Raw genomic sequence first — 17048 nt, 5'->3', positions numbered from 1 at the left:
TTTTCGCATGATCCGGCAAGACACAGCGGAGCACTCTCGCGACCATGCGCAAAAGCTACACTCCTACGATCAACGAGCTGCAAGCCTTCGCAGCCTGCGCGCGCTTCGGCACGACGACGCGGGCGGCAGCGGAGTTGAACCTGACGCAATCGGCGGTGTCGCGCTCGCTCGGGACGTTGGAGGAACGGCTGGGCGTGGCGCTGTTCGACCGGGTGCGCAAACGGCTGTCTCTGTCGCCGGCAGGTCATGTTTTCCTTGCGCAGGCAGAAGAAATCCTTGGTCAGATCGACCGGGCCGCGATGGGGGCGATGGCCTTCGGCGGCGCGCGCGCGGTGCTGCGCATGGCCGTGCTGCCGAGCTTTGCGCGGTCGTGGCTGATCCCGCGATTGGCCGGGTTCGAGGCCGCGCAGCCGGAGGTGAGCCTCGATCTCAGCGCGCGACTGCTGCCGGTGGATTTCGCGCGGGAGCCATTCGACCTGGCAATCATGCGCTCCAGGCATGAACAGGCGGGGGCCGAGGTCGAAAATCTCGTTGCGGAGGAATTGATCGTCGTGGCCGCGCCGCACCTGATGACGGGGCGCGCGGAATTGGAGGACGACGCGCTGCTGGCGCTGCCCCTCTTGCAGCAGTCGACGCGCCCGACGCTCTGGCTCGACTGGTTCCGCGAGAGCGGGCGCGACGCGCGGCATATCCTCCGCGGCGCGCGGTTCGATCATTTCGACATGATCCTCGATGCGGCGAGCGCGGGCATGGGGCTGGGGCTGGTGCCCGCGATCATCGCGCAAGGGGCGCTGGCCTCGGGGCGGCTGGTGCAGGCGACGCCGCGCCGGTTTGCCACCGGTGAGAATTACGCGCTGATCCTGCCCGAGCGCGCACGGGAGGCGCCGCATGTCAGCGCCTTCCGCGATTGGTTGCGGGCCGAGATCGGCGCTTAGTCGAAGACGATAACCTGCCGGATCGCCTCGCCCGCGGCGAGCCGCTCGAAACCTTCGTTGATGTCTTCGAGCTTTAGGCGATGGGTCATCAGGTCCGGGATCGGCAGTTGCCCTTGCACCATCATCTGCGCGAAACGCGGGATGTCGCGGACCGGCACGCAGGAGCCCATGTAGGATCCCTTCAGCGCATGTTCGTTCGCCGTCAGCGACACGGCCGGGATCGTGAACTCCGCCTTCGGGTTCGGCAGGCCCGCCGTGACGGTCGTGCCGCCACGCCGGGTGATGGCATAGGCGAATTGCAGCGCCGGAGCCGCGCCAGCCAGCTCCACCGCGAGATCGACGCCGCCGCCGGTAAGGTCGCGCAGTTTCTGCACCGCGCCTTCCTCGGTCGGGTCGATGGCATGGGTCGCGCCAAGCTTGAGAGCGAGGTCGCGTTTGTCCTTGGCCAAATCGACCGCGACCAGTGTGCGCGCGCCTGCCGCGACCGCGCCAAGAAGCCCCGCGAGGCCGACGCCGCCAAGGCCGATGATCGCGCAGCTTTGCCCGGTCTTCAGCCCGCCCGAATTCAGCACCGCGCCGACGCCGGTCAGCACCGCGCAGCCCAGCAGCGCGGCTTGGTCGAGGGGGATCGATTTGTCGATCTTCACGCAGGACGCCTCGGAGACGACTGCGTAATCCGAGAAGGCCGACACGCCGATATGGTGGTTCACATGCTCGCCCGCGACCGAGATGCGTTTCGATCCGGTGATCAGGCTGCCCTTACCCGCCGCGACCGCGGCCGGCTCGCAAAGCGCGGGCCGCCCCTCGGCGCAGGGCACGCAATGGCCACAGGACGGCGCGAAGACGAGGACGACGTGATCGCCGGGCGCGAAGCGCGTGACATGGGGACCGACGGCCTCGACAACGCCCGCCGCCTCGTGACCCAGCGCCACAGGCATGTCGCGCGGGCGGTCGCCGTTGATGACGGACAGGTCCGAGTGGCACAGACCCGCCGCGGACATCTTGATCAGCAACTCGCCCGGGCCGGGATCGTCCAGCTCTGCCTCGACGATCTCCAGCGGCTGGCTGTCGGTATAGGGGCGCGCCTTGCCCATCTCCCGCAAAAGTGCGATCCGCGTTTTCATTCTTGCTCCTCCCCAAATCGATTTGGCGCAGATTGGGAAAGATCGGCGGAAGTGTCCATGCCTCTTTGACGATGCGTCACACGGTGACCGTGAAGGGAGCGTCCAGCGGATGTTCTTCGAGGTTCGCGGTTTCGCCAATCCGGTCCACCACGGCGAAGAGACCGGGCGCTGCGAGCGGCGTCAGGACACCGTGCCACGTCCCGCGATGGAGGTTGATGCCCTGCGCGCCGTCGGTCAGGAAAGCACGCGGCGTGCCGGGCTTGCCGCCTGCGTCCGGGGCCACGATCACGAGGAACGGGTCCGCGCTCATCGGGAGGAAGGCCTGCGAGCCTTCGGGGTGCCGCTCCAGCAGGTCACAAAGATAGGGCAGCGTTCGCGGCTCCGCCTTGAAGATCGAGAGGCCGGCGCGCCCGCCGGACTCCGCCCCGAAATCAAGCTGTGCGCGATCATGGTAGCGCCCACAGAGCCCGGCATTGATGATCTTGTCGGGCGCGCCGGACGCCTCGAGCACATCCCCGAACGGGGCAAACGCCTCGGGTGTCAGCGGTTCGGCCTTGATCTGCATGGCGCCTCCGGGTTCGGGCGGAAGAAAGGGGGCGCTGCCCCCTCACCCCCGGGATATTTCGACCAAGCCGAAAGGGTCAGCTCGAGATGGGCGAGCCGAGCTTCGGGTGGCGGTTCACGTCCTTGTAGAGCAGGTAGCGGAACGGACGGCGACCGGCGGCGTAGCAGGCCTGCGGGCAGAAGCTGCGCAGCCACATGAAGTCGCCCTCCTCGACCTCGATCCAGTCCTGGTTCAGCAGGTAGACTCCGCGGCCCTGCAGCACGTAGATGCCGTGCTCCATGACGTGGGTTTCCGCGAAGGGGATGGTGCCGCCCGGCATGAAGGTCACGATATTGACATGCATGTCGTGGCGCAGATCGTTCGGATCGACGAAGCGCGAGGTCGACCAGTAGCCCGAGGTGTTGGGCATCTCGAGCGGCGGCTTGTCCTGATCGGCGGTGACGAAGCTTTCCGGCGCGTCGATGCCGGGCACACGCTCGTAGCGCTTTCGGATCCAGACGAAGGTGCCGGGCGTGTCCTGATCGTTCGCGACCGACCATTGCGTGCCCGGGGCGAGATAGGCGTAGCCGCCGGCGTCCAGTTCGTGGCCAACGCCTTCGATCACGAGGCGGATGTGGCCAGCGAGCACGAAGATCACGCCCTGGCCCTCGGGATCGGGTTCGGGATTGTCCGAACCGCCGCCCGGCGCGACTTCGACGATCAGCTGCGCGAAGGTCTCGGCAAAGCCCGACAGCGGCCGCGCGAGCACCCAGGCGCGGGTGTTTTCCCAGCCCGGCATCAGCGAGATGGTGATGTCGGAGAGCACACCGCGCGGGATCACGGCGTAGGAGGTGTTGAATTGCGCGCGCTCGCGGGCGCGCTGGTTCTGATCGGGCAAACCGCCCGTCGGGGCGTAATAGGTGTATTCCATCAAAGGTCCATGGCGTTCAGGCGATGCCACGCGATCCGCTCGACCTGTTTGCAGGCCTCACGGAATTCCGTCTCGCGGCCCTGGTCAAGCCGGCGGCGGAAGGCGTGGAGGATTGACGCCTTGGTATTGTCTTTTACGGCGATGATGAAGGGGAAACCGAATTTTTCGGTATAGGCGGCGTTGAGCGCCTCGAACGTGGCGCGTTCCTCGTCGGTCAGCGCGTCGAGCCCGGCGCTCGCCTGTTCCGAGGTGCTTTCTGCGGTTAGACGTTTGGCCTGGGCGAGTTTTCCCGCGAGATCCGGGTGCGCGGTCAGCACGCCGAGACGCTCCGCCTCCGAAGCCGAGCGGAAGATGCGGACAAGCGCCGAGGCCATCCCTTCATGGCTGTCATGGGCCGGGCCCAGCTCCAGCTCGAAGGCCCGCTCGGCGATCCAGGGCGAATGTTCGTATATGCCGCCGAAGACTTCGACGAAACGGTCCCGGCTCATCTGGCTCGGGCGTTCGCGGCGCGTGTGGGGGTGGGTCGCGGCCCAATGCGCGGCGATCTCTCCACGGGTCGCGAACCAGACGCCCTCATGCGACAGCGCGTAATCGAGGAAGCGCTTCAGCCCCGCAACTTTTCCCGGCCGCCCGATCAGGCGGTTATGCAGGCCCACCGAGAACATCTTCGGCGCGCCGTCCATCCCTTCGGCATAGAGCGTGTCGAAACTGTCCTTGAGGTACTGGAAGAACTGCTCGCCCTCGATATAGCCGGGCGCCGTGGCAAAGCGCATATCGTTGGCTTCCAACGTGTAGGGGATCACGAGTTGGTCCCGCGCGCCCACTTCCAGCCAATAGGGCAGGTCGTCGTCATAAGTGTCGGAGATCCAGTCGAAGCCACCCTCTTCTGCGGTCAGCCGCACCGTGTTGGCCGAACAGCGCCCGGTATACCATCCGCGCGGACGCTCTCCGACGACCTCGGTATGCAGGCGGATAGCCTCGGCGATCTGGCGGCGTTCTTCTTCTTCCGCCATATCTTTGTGCTCGACCCATTTCAGGCCGTGCGAGGCGATCTCCCAGCCCGCTTCCTTCATCGCAGCGACCTGTTCCGGCGCGCGCGCCAGCGCGGTCGCGACCCCGTAGATCGTGAGTGGTACGTTCAGCCTGGTGAACAGCCGGTGCAGCCGCCAGAAGCCTGCGCGCGCTCCGTATTCGTAGATCGACTCCATGTTCCAGTGTCGCTGGCCGGGCCATTGCGCGGCGCCTGCGATATCGGACAGGAACGCCTCCGACGCCGCATCGCCGTGCAGGATATTGTTCTCGCCGCCCTCCTCGAAGTTGAGCACCATCGAGATCGCTACGCGCGCCTTTCCCGGCCATTGCGGATCTGGGGGCGTGCGGCCGTAGCCGCGCAGGTCGCGAGGGTAGCGGGTCATCGAATGGCTCCTGTCTTCGGGTCGAACCGGGACAAGAAAGAGCAAAATACGCGAAAGGGAAAGGGGGGCTGACCCATCGCCGCAGGTCAGACCGCCGCGATGGTGGCCTCGACCGCCTTTTTCCACGCGGCGTAGCGGGCTTCGCGTGTGGCCTCGTCCATCTGCGGGGCGAAGTTGCGATCGAGCGCCCAGCCTTTGGCGAACTCTTCCGGCTCGGGGTAGAGACCCGCCCTGTAACCTGCAAGCCAGGCCGCGCCGAGGGCAGTCGTCTCCAGCACTTCGGGCCGGTCCACTGGTGCACCGAGGATGTCGGACAGGAACTGCATCGCCCAATCCGACGCCGTCATGCCGCCATCGACCCGCAGGGTCGGGCGCGCGTCGTCGGACCAATCCGCCTGCATCGCCTCCAAGAGATCGCGGGTCTGGAAACCCACCGATTCCAGGGCCGCGCGGGCGAACTCTGCCGGGCCAGAGCTGCGGGTCAGGCCGAAGACTGCGCCGCGGCAATCGGGGTTCCAGTAAGGCGCGCCGAGGCCGGTGAAGGCGGGCACGATGATCACGTCCTGCTCGGGGTCGGACTGCTCGGCCAGCGCCTGCGTCTGGTCGGCGGCCTCGATGATCTTCAGCCCGTCGCGCAGCCATTGCACCACCGCCCCCGCGACGAAGATCGAGCCTTCGAGCGCATAGGTCACTTTGCCGTCGAGCTGGTAGGCGATGGTGGTCAGCAGCCGGTTCTCCGAGCGCACCATCTGATCGCCGGTATTGAGCAGCGCGAAGCAGCCCGTGCCGTAGGTCGATTTCAGCATCCCCGGCTTGAAGCAGGCCTGCCCAACCGTCGCCGCCTGCTGGTCGCCCGCGACGCCGAGGATCGGGATTTCCGCGCCGAACAGGTCCGCTTGCGTGACACCGAACTCCGCCGCGCAATCCTTCACTTCCGGCAGCATCTCCATCGGCACGCCGAGTTTCTTCGCGATGGTCGTCGACCAGCGCCCTTTCGCGATATCGTAGAGCATCGTGCGCGCGGCATTCGTGGCATCAGTGACATGCGAGGTGCCGCCCGTCAGTTTCCAGATCAGCCAGCTGTCGATGGTCCCGAAGGCGAGCTTGCCCGCCTCGGCCTTATCCCGCGCGCCGTCGACATTCTCCAGAAGCCAGCGCAGTTTCGTGGCCGAGAAATAGGGATCGATGATCAGCCCGGTGCGCGCGGTCACGGTCTCCTCGAACCCGTCCTCGCGCAGGGTGCGGCAGAATTCGGCGGTGCGGCGGTCCTGCCAGACAATGGCGTTATGGATCGGCTTGCCGCTCTCGCGGTCCCAGACCAGCGTCGTCTCGCGCTGGTTGGTGATGCCGATGCCGGAGATGTCCGCCGCGGTCACACCGGCCTTCTCGATGGCGCCGCGCACGGTCGTCAGCACGCTCTCCCAGATTTCCTCGGCATCGTGCTCCACCCAGCCCGAACGCGGGAAATGCTGCGTGAATTCCTGCTGCGCGCTCGCCACCGGGCGCAGCGCGCCGTCAAAGACGATCGCCCGCGACGACGTGGTGCCTTGGTCGATTGCCAGAATATGGGTCATGAAGTCCTCCCGTTTCGCGCCTCAGGCCGCGTGCTCCTCCAGCCACGCGGCGACAGAGTTGACCTGATCGGCATCGAGCCGCAAGCCCAGCTTGGTACGCCGCCAGATCACGTCCTCGACCTTGCGGGCCCATTCCCTCTCGACGAGCCAGCGCAGTTCGGCCTCGGTAAGCGTACCGCCGAAATCGCGGCCCAGATCGGCCAGCGCCTTGGCATCGCCGAAGATGTCCCACGCCTCGGTGCCATAATGACGGATCATCCGCTCGGCCCATTTGCGATCCACGAAGGGGTAGTCTTGCGAGAGCTTGGCGATCTTGGCCTCGACCCCTTCGGGGGCGAAATCGCCGCCCGGGAGACGCGCGTCTTTCGTCCACGGCCCGCCCATCCCGGGCAGATGCGGCCGCAGCTTGGCCAGCGCATCCTCGGCAAGACGACGATAGGTGGTGATCTTGCCGCCGAATACATGCAGCGCCGCCGGCTGGCCCGTCGGGGCATCGAGCGAGAGCACGTATTCGCGCGTCGCCGCGGTCGCAGAACTCGCGCCGTCCTCATAGAGCGGGCGCACGCCGGAATAGGTCCAGACGACATCGTCGGGCGTGACTTCCTGCTTGAAATACTCGGAGGCGAATTCGCACAGGTAATCGCGCTCGGCTTCGGTGCATTCGGCGGCGAGCGGCGAATCCTCATGCGCGGCCTCGGTCGTGCCGATCAGGGTGAAGTCCTGTTCATAGGGGATCGCGAAGATGATCCGCCCGTCGGTGCCTTGGAAGAAGTAGCATTTATCGTGATCGTAGAGCTTGCGGGTCACGATATGGCTGCCGCGCACGAGTCGGATATGCTCGCGGCTGGCGCTGCCCATCGTACCTTTCAGGATCTGCTCGACCCACGGGCCGCCCGCATTGACCACGGCGCGGGCCAAATGCTCCTCGCGCCCGTTCGGCCCCTCGGTGGTGATCACCCAATGACCGCCGTCGCGATGCGCCTCGACGACCCTCGTCTGCACACGAATGTCGGCGCCATGCGCCTCGGCGTCGCGCGCATTGAGCACGACGAGCCGGGCGTCCTGCACCCAGCCGTCGGAATATTCGAAGGCATGAGCGAATTGATCCTTCAGCGGCGCGCCTTCGGGCGTGTTGCGCAGATCGAGTCGCTTCGTACCCGGCAAGAGCCCCTGCCCTCCCAGATGATCGTAGAGGAACAGCCCCGAGCGGATCATCCAGGACGGGCGCTTGCCCCTCATCCACGGCATCACGGTCGAGAGCATCTTCGAGACCGGCGTATCGCTCTCGAAACGCATGTCGGCGCTGTAGGGCAGCACGAAGCGCATCGGCCAGGAGATATGCGGCATCGCGCGGATCAGCACCTCGCGCTCGGACAGTGCCTCGCGCACCAGTTTGATCTCGCGATACTCGAGATAGCGCAGCCCGCCATGGAATAACTTGGTGGAGGCCGAGGAGGTCGCCTGCGCGAGGTCGCCCATCTCGGCCAGACGCACCCTGAGGCCACGCCCTGCCGCGTCGCGCGCGATCCCGCAGCCGTTCACGCCGCCGCCGATCACGAAGAGGTCTACTGCCTGTGACATTCTGCGCACTCCTAACGCCCATCGCTTCTGCACCATTAGGCGCGATATTTTTCGTTATTGATAATTATAGACACTTTTCGCGCATAATCGAGCGTGAAAACGCCTCGCCCCCAAATTCTCCACACCGATCACGAAACTTTTAAGGAACGCCAGCGTTGCTGTATGGTGAGACTCGGGGCGTTCAGCGCGTTTGGCGGGCAGCCGACTGACGATGTAGCTAACTCGCCTAAGAGATTGATCGAGGTTAAAGTCGTGACGTGCGAATAGGCTTACGTAAGGTAAGTCGTGTCGGGAACCGGACGGGACAAGAGCATGTTCGATCATGAAACAGAACTGGAGATCGGGCTTGCTTCGGGGATGCGGGTCCGCATCGACCCGAAAGGCGCACGACTGACAAGCTTGGTCCTGCCAGGCGCCGACGACCCGGTCGAGATTCTTATCGGCCCCGATCCCGGAGAGACCGCACGCAGCTTCCACGGCGCAACAATCGGGCGCTACTCCAACCGCATCGCCGGGGGCCGCTTCACGCTTGATGGCGAGCAGTTCCAGCTCGATACGAACGAGAACGGAAACTGCCTTCACGGCGGCGGTCAGGGCTTCGACCAGCGCGACTGGACGGTCGTCGCGCATTGGATCAACGCGGTGGCGCTGCGGCTCGAAAGCCGCGACGGCGATCAGGGATTTCCCGGCAATCTCGTGGCGGAGGCGAGCTTTGCGCTATCGGACCCTGCCACTCTGACGATCACCTATCGCGCGCGCTGTGATCGGGCCTGCCCGGTCTCGCTGACCTCGCACGGGTATTTCAACCTCGCCGGCGGTGGCTCGATCGCCGATCACCGGCTGAAGATCAACGCCGATCAGGTGCTGGAGATCGATTCCGAAACATTGCCTGTCGGCGCCCCGCGCGATGTCGCAGGCACCCGGTTCGACTTTCGCGATTCGGCCCCGGTGCCGGGACCGGATGGCGCAGGCTTCGATCACAACTTCTGTCTGCGTCCCGGCGCCATGCGCGAGATTGCGGCACTGAACGATCCGGCCTCGGGGCGCAGCATGACGATGCTGAGCAACCAGCCCGGCTTGCAGGTCTACACTTCGCCATCGGGTGATAGCTTCAACGCGATCTGTCTGGAGCCGCAAGCGTGGCCCGATGCGCCCAATCACCCCGAGTACCCGTCCGCGATCCTGCAACCCGGCAAGGAATACGTGAACCGAATTCGCCTGCAGTTCTCGGGCTGAGCCCGCGAAAGCCACGCCAGCGGAAAAGGCGCGGCGCGCAGGGTCAGGTCAAACCGCTCAGCGCGGCACCGGCTTGACGATATCGCTCATAGCCCTCGTCGAACGCCGCGCGCAACGCAGGCACCGGCTCGATCGTCGCGGCAATCTCGGGCGGGCGTGCGAGTTCCAACCCGCCGCCGGTCGCCGCCATCATGCCGAGCCGTGCCGCCCCGAAGGCGCCGCCGTAGTCGCCCGCCACCGGCAGGGCCACCGGCGTATCGAGCGCCGTCGCGATTGCCTCACACCAATAACGCGAACGCGTCCCGCCGCCGACACCAAGCAGCGTCTCGATCCGCGTCCCGGTCCCAGCCAGCGCGTCGCGACAATCGCGAAGCGCGAAACTCACGCCTTCCAGCACGGCCCGCGTCGTCGCCGCCCGATCGGTCGCATGCTCAAGCCCGATGAAGGCCCCACGGATCGCCGCGTCGTTCAGCGGCGTGCGCTCGCCGCCGAGATAGGGCAGGAAGCGCGCCTTGCCCGGCGCCCGCAACGGGCCGAGGCCCTCGGTCAGCTGCTTGGCGTCGCTCTCCAGAAGCCGCGCATACCAGTTCAGCGCGTCGGTCGCGGCCAGCACCACGCCCATCTGGTGCCATGTCTGAGGCAGGGCGTGACAGAAGCTGTGCACGGCGCTCGCCGCATCGGGCCGATAGCCGTCGTCCGCGGCGAAAAGCACCCCCGAAGTGCCGAGCGAGACAAAGGCCTGTCCGGCCGCCACGACGCCGACGCCAACGCCCGAAGCCGCGTTGTCGCCACCGCCACCGGCCACGACGACACCGTCCGGGAGGCCGAAGCGTGCCGCGACCTGCGGGCGCAGCGTGCCCGACACGTCCGAGCCTTCGACGAGACGCGGCATCTGCTCGTGCCGCATCCCCGTCGCCGACAGAAGCGCGTCCGACCAGTCACGCGCACCGGTATCGAGCCAGCTGGTTCCGGCGGAATCGGACATCTCCGAGGCATGTTCCCCGGTCAGCCAGAGCCGCAGGTAATCCTTCGGCAACAGTACCTTCGCCACCTTCGCGAAGATTTCAGGCTCATGCTTCGCAAGCCAAACCAGCTTCGGTGCGGTGAAGCCGGGGAAGACGATATTACCGCTGATTTCGCGGAACTGCGGGTCGGCGTCGAGGGACGCCGCCTCGCGGTGGGCGCGAGTGTCGTTCCACAGGATGCAGGGCCGCAGCACCGCGTCCTGCGCATCCAGCAGCGTCGCACCATGCATATGCCCGGAAAGCCCGATACCGCGCACCGGCGAGAGGTCATGCTGCGCGAGCGTGCCCAGCACCGCCTCCATCGCCGCGACCCATTCGGCGGGATTCTGCTCCGACCAGCCTTCATGGGGGCGCGAAACGGTGAGGGGATGCGTCGCCTCGGCCACCACGCGCTGCGCATCGTCTATCAAGAGGCCCTTCAGCCCCGAGGTGCCCAGATCCAATCCGATAAACATGCTTGTCCTCCCGCGCGCGCTACTCGTCTCGCGCCGACCCTAACGTCTCTGGCGGGCATGTCGACTCCTCGACCCCACACGAATGTGCCTGTCCGTCGCACCGCATAACGGAACCGTGAGCGCATTGCGCGGTTGCCTTTCGAACAGTGACCCCGGAGCCTGGATGATCGCCTCTCTCTCGACCCCTCTTCTGCTTGGCGCTTTCACCCTTGCGGGGTTGATCGTCGTCATCTCCTCGATCAAGGCGACCGGGCTGGCCGACGTGATCGCGGATCGCACCCGCATCGGCGAGGCGCTGGCGGGCGGTATCGTTCTGGGCGCCGCGACTTCGCTGTCGGGGATCGTCGTCTCCGTCTCGGTAGCCGCACAAGGGGACGCGAGTTTCGCCTTCTCAAACGCCGTAGGCGGGATCGCCGCGCAGACCTTCTTTCTGGCGCTGGCCGACATGCTGCACCGGCGGGCCAATCTCGAACATTCGGCGGCGGAGCCTGCCAACCTGTTTCAGGCGGTGATGCTGATCGTGCTGCTGTCGATCCCGCTCGCCGCGACCGCCGCGCCCGATTACGCGATCTGGGGCATCAGCCCGGCCTCGGTGATCCTGTTTCTCGCCTATCTCGGCGGCACCAAGCTCGCAGCCCAGGTGTCGGAAACGCCGATGTGGAAACCGGTCGAAACCCGCGAGACCCGCCATGACGAGCCCGAGGACGAAGAAGAGAGGAACCGTTCACCACGCGGGCCGATCCTCGTCTTCGTCGGCCTCGTCGTCGTCATGGGCCTCAGCGGCTGGGTCATTTCGCAAGCGGGGCGGGAATTCGTCACACGTTTCGACCTCAGCTCCTCGCTGGTAGGCGCATTGCTGACGGCGGTGGTAACATCGCTGCCGGAACTGGTGACGACGCTGACGGCCGTCCGCCGCGGCGCACTGCAACTGGCAATCGGCGGCATTATCGGCGGCAACACCTTCGACACGCTGTTCCTAGTCTTCTCGGACGGGGCGTATCGCGAGGGTTCGCTCTACCACGCAGTCTCGATGCCGGATCTGTACTGGCTGGCGACGGGACTGATGATGACGGGCGTGTTGCTGGGCGGATTGATCCTGCGGCAGAAGGACGGGCCGGCCCGGATCGGGATCGAGAGCCTGCTTCTGGTCGCGATCTACGCCTCGGCAGTGGTGCTGCAAGTCCTCGCCTGACCAAGGATTCTTGCCTCTCAGGGCCGGATTCGCGAAATAGGCAATATACATTTGCCGCAAGGACCGTTATGCAGGCGCCTTCCGCACGGGCTGCCAGAAGCAGAGCGGCCCGTCCCTTACGTCATTGCTTGGACGACTTTCCGATGATCCCCTCCCTTTCCGCAGCGCTCGCCGAGCGCGGCTACGACACTCTCACTCCCGTGCAGGACGCGGTGACCGATCCCGCGCTGGCGGGCAAGGACCTGCTGGTCTCTGCCCAGACCGGCTCGGGCAAAACGGTCGGCTTCGGTCTCGCGATCGCGCCGACCCTTCTGGGCGAGGCCGAAAGCTTCGGCCCGGCCGGCACGCCGCTTGCACTCGTCGTGGCCCCCACGCGGGAACTCGCTTTCCAGGTCATGCAGGAATTGCGCTGGCTCTATGGCAAGACCGGCGCCATCGTCAGCTCCTGCGTCGGCGGCATGGATCCGCGGCAGGAACGGCGCGCCCTCGAGCGCGGCACCCATATCGTGGTCGGCACCCCCGGCCGTCTGAGCGATCATATCCGCCGCGGCGCGCTCGACCTGGGCGACATCCGCGCGGTCGTGCTCGACGAAGCCGACGAGATGCTCGATCTGGGTTTCCGCGAAGACCTCGAATTCATCCTCGGCTCCGCTACGGAAGAGCGCCGCACGCTGCTGTTCTCGGCCACCGTGTCGCCTATGATCGCGAAACTGGCCGAGCAGTTCCAGAACGACGCGCAGCGCATCTCGACGATCAACACCGCGCAGCAGCACTCCGACATCGCCTATAAGGCGCTGAAGGTCGCGGCCTCGGACAGCGATCATGCGATCTTCAACCTGCTGCGTTTTCATCATGACGAAAGCGCCATCGTCTTCGCCAACACCCGCGCGGCGGTGAACCATCTCAGCGCCCGTCTCGGCAATCGCGGCCTCTCGGTCGTGACGCTCTCGGGCGAGCTGTCACAGGCCGAACGCAGCCACGCGCTGCAGGCGATGCGCGACGGGCGGGCGCGGGTCTGCGTGGCGACCGACGTCGCCGCACGCGGTATCGACCTGCCGAACCTGAGCCTAGTGATCCATGCCGATCTGCCGCAGAACACAGAGAGCCTGCTGCACCGTTCGGGTCGGACGGGTCGCGCCGGGCGCAAGGGGATGTCCGCGCTGATCGTGCCGCCTCGCATGGTCAAACGCGCCGAGCGCCTGCTGAAATTCGCCAAGATCAAAGCGGAATGGACGGTGCCGCCCTCTGCCGAGTCGATCATCGCGCGCGACGAAGAGCGCCTGCTGACCGATCCCGATTGGCGCGAGCCGATCACCGAGGATCAGGCGGCGTTCGCGCGCAAGCTGCTCGACAGGCACGGGGCCGAGGCTGTCGCCGCCGCCTTCCTACGCCTGCAGCAAGCGCGCAACGCACCGCCCGAAGACCTTCTGCCGCCCGACACCAAGGGCCAGTCCGAGCGTCAGGAATTCGGTCCGAGCCGCTGGTTCACTCTGTCGGTCGGGCGCAATGACCGAGCCGAGCCGCGTTGGCTGCTGCCGCTCCTGCGCCGCCATGCCGATCTGGAGAAATCCGCCATCGGCGCGATCCGCGTGCGCGACGACGAAACCTTCGTCGAGATTGCCGAGAAGAGCGTCGCAAAGTTCGCGGCCTCGCTTGGTCCCGATGGCGAGCTCTCCGACGAGATCACGGCCCGCGCCCTCAATGGTGAACCCGATTTCGGCCCGCCGCCGAAAAAGCGGCGCGCCGACAAACCGCAGGGCAAGCCCCATCGTGGCGAGCGTGGGGAACACCCGGGCAAGGCGCCCCATCGCAAAGGCTCGCCCAAGGGCGCACGTACTGAAGGCGCTCCGGCGGACAATACCAAGACGAGCGGCTGGAGCCCGGATGACGAGGCGGTCTTTGCCGCCCTAGCGGATATCCCGTCGAAAAAGCGCAAGCCCGAGGGCGGCGCCGGCGCGAAACCGAAAAAACCTCGCGCGAAATACGCGGGCCCCGGCAAAGGGACGCATCCGGGAAAAAGCGGAAAGCCCAAGCCCGGCGGCCCGAAAAAGCCGCGCAAGTGACGATGTGATTCTACAAAAGGCCCGCAGCGATGCAGGCCTTTTTCGTACCAGATCCGAAGCGCCCGGGTCAGCGCCTCCTTACCGCCTTAGACTGTGAGAACGCGACAGAAGCCTCCGTGGCCTGATGCCCCTTAATATCACTGTCACGGGTCTTTCGCCTCGCTACGAGCGAAGCCCGGTTGGTGTTGCTATGCGTCCGTGCAGGTCAACTATTGGCCTCCGAGACGAGGTAAGCCCCGTAAGTCCGAGCTCCGGAACACGCTCGCCACGATACCAACGCCCGATCCCGTCATCATCCACCCGGCGCTTGCCGCGGTCTACCGCAGTAAGGTGGAATATCTGACGGCAGCGCTCAATGACAAGGATAGTCGCAGCGAGGCAACGGCGATCCTGCGCGGCCCGATAGAGGGGATCTTTCTGCACCCGGGCGCGGACGCACCCGGCGGCCATGTGATTGAGCTTTATGGCGAGTTGGGTGCGATCCTGGGATTGAGGGATGGCACAAATGACAAACCCCGCCTTCGTGGGGGCGGGGTGTCGAATTCTACTCCGCCTGCTTCCCCATTGCTTCTGGGGGGCTTAGCACAACGCAAGAGACCGCCCGAAGGCGGCTGTGAGCGTATGGATATGACTTAGAAGATTTGGTTGCGGGAGTAGGATTTGAACCTACGACCTTCAGGTTATGAGCCTGACGAGCTACCGGGCTGCTCCATCCCGCGTCCGTTGAGCTTTTGCCTTTTGTCAGGTTATGAGCCTGACGCGGCGATCGCGTTTTTCAAACTCTCGAGTAGAGTTTGTCTCGCTTGCGGGGTGCTCGATCCCGCGTTTGTTCCCGAGGGCATTTAGTGTTTGCGATCGGGATTTTGTTTGTCATCGTTTTTTGAGAGATGAAGTTTTTCGTCGCTTCTTTCTAGGTTTGGCGGTGACCTACTCTCCCACGTCTTAAGACGCAGTACCATTGGCGCGACGGCACTTAACGGCCGGGTTCGGAATGGAGCCGGGTGTTTTGCTCGTGCTATGACCACCAAACCGAGGAAGAAGCGATGAAGTTCAAGTCGTACACTTTGTATTGTGCATGCTGTTTGATCGGTTACCAGAGGTCTGGCTACTACCGGATCAAATCAAGCCAATCGGGCAATTAGTACTGGTCAACTGAACGCGTTGCCGCGCTTACATCTCCAGCCTATCGACGTGGTGGTCTTCCACGGCCCTCAAGGGATACCTAGTTTTGAAGGGGGCTTCCCGCTTAGATGCTTTCAGCGGTTATCCTGTCCGGACATAGCTACCCAGCACTACCGTTGGCACGATAACTGGTCCACCAGTGGTCCGTTCACCCCGGTCCTCTCGTACTAGGGGCAACTCTTCTCAAGTATCCTACACCCACGGCAGATAGGGACCGAACTGTCTCACGACGTTCTAAACCCAGCTCACGTACCTCTTTAAACGGCGAACAGCCGTACCCTTGGGACCTGCTCCAGCCCCAGGATGAGATGAGCCGACATCGAGGTGCCAAACGATGCCGTCGATATGGACTCTTGGGCATCATCAGCCTGTTATCCCCAGAGTACCTTTTATCCGTTGAGCGATGGCCCTTCCACTCGGGACCACCGGATCACTATGGCCGACTTTCGTCTCTGCTCGACTTGTCAGTCTTGCAGTCAGGCTGGCTTCTGCCATTGCACTCAACGACCGATTTCCGACCGGTCTGAGCCAACCTTCGCGCGCCTCCGTTACACTTTGGGAGGCGACCGCCCCAGTCAAACTACCCACCACGCAGGGTCCCGGATCCCGATAAGGGACCGCGGTTAGACATCAAGCAGGCGAAGGGTGGTATCTCAAGGATGGCTCCACGGAGACTGGCGTCCCCGTTTCAAAGCCTACCACCTATCCTGCACATCACATGCCTGATGCCAGTGCGAAGCTATAGTAAAGGTTCATGGGGTCTTTCCGTCTAACCGCGGGTAGTGTGCATCTTGACACACAGTTCAATTTCGCTGAGTCCACGTTTGAGACAGCGGGGAGATCGTTACGCCATTCGTGCAGGTCGGAACTTACCCGACAAGGAATTTCGCTACCTTAGGACCGTTATAGTTACGGCCGCCGTTTACCGGGGCTTCAATTCGGAGCTTGCACTCCTCCTTTTAACCTTCCGGCACCGGGCAGGCGTCAGACTGTATACGTCGCCTTACGGCTTCGCACAGCCCTGTGTTTTAAGTAAACAGTCGCCACCCCCTAGTTTGTGCCCCCGCCCCATACTTGCGTACGAAGCGGGCCTCCTTCTCGCGAACTTACGGAGGCATTTTGCCGAGTTCCTTAAACGTGGTTCTCTCAAGCGCCTTGGTATTCTCTACCAGTCCACCTGTGTCGGTTTCGGGTACGGTCCGATAGTGGGGCTATTTCCAGGAACCTGTTGGCTGCCCGATCAATCCGATAAGATCGAACAACGGCTCAGATCCGTCACCACCACATGGCCCAGGAATATTAACCTGGTTCCCATCGACTACGCCTTTCGGCCTCGCCTTAGGGGCCGGCTTACCCTGCTCAGATTAGCTTTAAGCAGGAACCCTTGGACTTTCGGCGACAGGGTCTCTCACCCTGTTTGTCGCTACTCATGTCAACATTCTCACTTCTGATCACTCCACCGGATGCCTTACGGCCCGGCTTCACAGTCAGAACATTGCCTCCAATATCCCCGAGGGGAGTAAGGAGGCAGCGTTCTATATCACAGAACGCTCCGCTACCACGCACATCACTGTGCATCCAAAGCTTCGGCTCATGGCTTGAGCCCCGTTACATCTTCGCCGCAAGACCTCTTGACTAGACCAGTGAGCTGTTACGCTATCTTTAAAGGATGGCTGCTTCTAAGCCAACCTCCTGGTTGTTTTGGAAGTCTCACATGCTTTCCCACTTAGCCATGAATTGGGGGCCTTAGCTGTTGGTCAGGGTTGTTTCCCTCTCCACGACGGACGTTAG

The 17048-nt window shown here is 64.3% G+C and carries 11 protein-coding genes, 1 tRNA gene and 2 rRNA genes (1 of these 14 running past the window's edge); 4 read left to right on the top strand and 10 right to left on the bottom strand.

Annotated elements, in window-relative coordinates; genetic code table 11:
- The first annotated feature begins 44 nt into the window (after positions 1-44).
- On the top strand, positions 45-935 hold the full coding sequence (locus tag BMG03_RS02790) for a LysR substrate-binding domain-containing protein (protein ID WP_075775759.1): 891 nt from the start codon (positions 45-47) through the stop codon (positions 933-935).
- Here the strand turns inward: BMG03_RS02790 and BMG03_RS02785 are convergent.
- From BMG03_RS02785 to glpD, 6 genes are all read right to left on the bottom strand, one after another.
- Positions 932-2059 (bottom strand): zinc-dependent alcohol dehydrogenase family protein, encoded by a 1128-nt coding sequence (locus BMG03_RS02785; RefSeq protein WP_075775758.1) that lies wholly within the window; start codon positions 2057-2059, stop codon positions 932-934. The genes BMG03_RS02790 and BMG03_RS02785 overlap by 4 nt on opposite strands.
- A 76-nt stretch (positions 2060-2135) precedes the next feature.
- The gene (locus BMG03_RS02780; protein WP_075775757.1) at positions 2136-2624 is read right to left on the bottom strand and encodes an ureidoglycolate lyase; all 489 of its coding nucleotides are present in this window, start codon (positions 2622-2624) and stop codon (positions 2136-2138) included.
- Between the two features lie 76 nt (positions 2625-2700).
- The gene (locus BMG03_RS02775) at positions 2701-3534 is read right to left on the bottom strand and encodes a bifunctional allantoicase/(S)-ureidoglycine aminohydrolase (protein WP_075775756.1); all 834 of its coding nucleotides are present in this window, start codon (positions 3532-3534) and stop codon (positions 2701-2703) included.
- Entirely contained in the window at positions 3534-4949 is a 1416-nt protein-coding gene (gene puuE, locus BMG03_RS02770; protein ID WP_075775755.1) for an allantoinase PuuE, read from the bottom strand. Before puuE ends, BMG03_RS02775 begins: the two co-directional genes overlap by 1 nt.
- A gap of 86 nt (positions 4950-5035) precedes the next feature.
- Complete coding sequence (glpK, locus tag BMG03_RS02765) at positions 5036-6523, bottom strand: glycerol kinase GlpK (RefSeq protein WP_077701070.1); 1488 nt, start codon at positions 6521-6523, stop codon at positions 5036-5038.
- Positions 6524-6544: 21 nt separating this feature from the next.
- Positions 6545-8104: a glycerol-3-phosphate dehydrogenase gene (gene glpD, locus BMG03_RS02760; protein WP_075777646.1), complete on the bottom strand. Its 1560-nt coding sequence runs from the start codon at positions 8102-8104 to the stop codon at positions 6545-6547.
- A gap of 312 nt (positions 8105-8416) precedes the next feature.
- Here glpD and BMG03_RS02755 point away from each other — a divergent pair, with 312 nt between their 5' ends.
- Positions 8417-9340, top strand: a complete 924-nt coding sequence (locus tag BMG03_RS02755; RefSeq protein ID WP_075777645.1) for an aldose epimerase family protein — start codon at positions 8417-8419, stop codon at positions 9338-9340.
- A 43-nt stretch (positions 9341-9383) separates the two neighbouring features.
- On the opposite strand, the gene xylB is transcribed toward BMG03_RS02755, so the two are convergent.
- Positions 9384-10820, bottom strand: coding sequence for a xylulokinase (gene xylB / locus BMG03_RS02750; RefSeq protein WP_075777644.1), 1437 nt, complete (start codon positions 10818-10820; stop codon positions 9384-9386).
- 163 nt (positions 10821-10983) lie between these two features.
- Here xylB and BMG03_RS02745 point away from each other — a divergent pair, with 163 nt between their 5' ends.
- Both BMG03_RS02745 and BMG03_RS02740 read left to right on the top strand, forming a co-directional pair.
- Complete coding sequence (locus BMG03_RS02745) at positions 10984-12012, top strand: sodium:calcium antiporter (protein ID WP_075777643.1); 1029 nt, start codon at positions 10984-10986, stop codon at positions 12010-12012.
- 143 nt (positions 12013-12155) lie between these two features.
- On the top strand, positions 12156-14075 hold the full coding sequence (locus tag BMG03_RS02740) for a DEAD/DEAH box helicase (RefSeq protein WP_075777642.1): 1920 nt from the start codon (positions 12156-12158) through the stop codon (positions 14073-14075).
- Between the two features lie 642 nt (positions 14076-14717).
- On the opposite strand, the gene BMG03_RS02735 is transcribed toward BMG03_RS02740, so the two are convergent.
- The 3 genes from BMG03_RS02735 to BMG03_RS02725 all read right to left on the bottom strand — a co-directional run.
- A tRNA-Met gene (locus BMG03_RS02735) sits at positions 14718-14794 on the bottom strand.
- 195 nt (positions 14795-14989) lie between these two features.
- A 5S ribosomal RNA gene (gene rrf, locus BMG03_RS02730) occupies positions 14990-15104 on the bottom strand.
- Positions 15105-15192: 88 nt separating this feature from the next.
- Positions 15193-17048, bottom strand: a 23S ribosomal RNA gene (locus BMG03_RS02725) (it continues 977 nt past the right edge of the window).

It is taken from the genome of Thioclava nitratireducens (assembly GCF_001940525.2).
GTDB lineage: Bacteria > Pseudomonadota > Alphaproteobacteria > Rhodobacterales > Rhodobacteraceae > Thioclava > Thioclava nitratireducens.
Note: the sequence above shows the minus strand (reverse complement) of the source record. Positions and strands in the feature narration are given on the sequence as shown.